General features: G+C 44.4%; 1 protein-coding gene and 1 pseudogene. Both read left to right on the top strand.

Annotated elements, in window-relative coordinates; all coding sequences use genetic code 11:
• A pseudogene (locus tag AACS18_RS03945) lies at positions 1–259 on the top strand (hypothetical protein); the annotation flags it as partial.
• A 305-nt stretch (positions 260–564) separates the two neighbouring features.
• The coding region (locus AACS18_RS03940) for an MBL fold metallo-hydrolase (protein ID WP_146184741.1) at positions 565–1,312 on the top strand (748 nt) is incomplete at its 3' end.

Below are 1,312 nucleotides of genomic sequence, written 5' to 3'. Positions count from 1 at the left end.
GAACCTGGCCATGGAGCTCGATGCCACCACGACCATCTCATCACTCATCAACAAACAACATAAAGGGCCAGCCCTCACAGGCTGGCCCTTTGCATCATTGGAGTCACCGAACATGACCCGTCTTATCACCGGGCTCGAGGTGCATCGCTATACCCCCGAGCTTAACACGTTGCATCTGCGCAACCGGCAAACGTTACCAGCACCAAGTATCATCAATATTCAACTGAGAAAATGCAGTCATAATCATGGGCAGTATTGAGCATCATTCAACTCTTACGCAAGCAACCGCCCAATCCATCGTTACTAATTTCGCAACCATGTCGTGTTGTGGCCATGGTATTCGGGCATGAGGTGAATATTTAGATACGGAAAGTACAGCAAGCGGCTGCTAATACTCATTGATATCCTCACCAACAGCGTTCTACAAATCAATCTGTGACATGATACCGGTTTAAAGATCAAACTCTTGGAAGATATCTGGTTAAGCGGTATTTTAGTAGCCTAATGACAGAACGGTCACTCATTGCGAGATGAACCACGATGATGATTATGAAGGGGTTTTAGATGAGCGTCTGCGTACGCATTCTACAAGCGAATCACGGAGATTGTATCTTGGTTAGCCATGAGGGCCCATTGGGGGCGTTTAATCTCCTAATTGATGGAGGGAATGCACCAACTTTCAGATATGGGCCTCGTGGACGCTACGCTGGGGCATTATGCCATGCTCTTGATGAGCTGAAAGAGAAGGGCCAGCATATTGACTTGGCAATTCTTACCCACATCGACGACGACCATATTGATGGTTTGAAAAAGGCATTCGAAAAAACAGGTTATTTGGGAGATATGACAAAGTCTATTTGGTTCAACTCTTCCAGGCTCATCACCAGTTATTTCAAAACAGCAGAAATCCCGGAGAACAATATCTATCTCTCTGATGACTCGGCTCAGACCAGTATAAAACAGGGCAAAGAGTTTGAGGCTCTGCTAGAAGAGATCGGGTGTAGACGAGAGTCGGTAATTATAGCTGGCCAGACACATGAAATAGGCCCCTTCACTTTTAAAATTTTATCTCCAGACGAAGAAAAACTTAATAAACTTCTTCACAAGTGGCCAACAGAGACCGATTCAGGTGTAACATCTGCACATAAAAATGACTATTCCTTGAGCCTGAAAGATATATGGAATGATGATTTTTTTGATTCTGACAAATCTGTCTACAATGGGAGTTCAATTGCATTTATTCTTGAGGCCGATGGGAAAACAATGCTGTTTCTTGGGGATTCACACGAGGATATAATCGTCCGTAACTTAC

It is taken from the genome of Aeromonas sp. HMWF015 (genome assembly GCF_963878965.1).
Lineage (GTDB): Bacteria > Pseudomonadota > Gammaproteobacteria > Enterobacterales > Aeromonadaceae > Aeromonas > Aeromonas veronii.
This window is presented reverse-complemented; position numbering and strand designations above follow the sequence as displayed.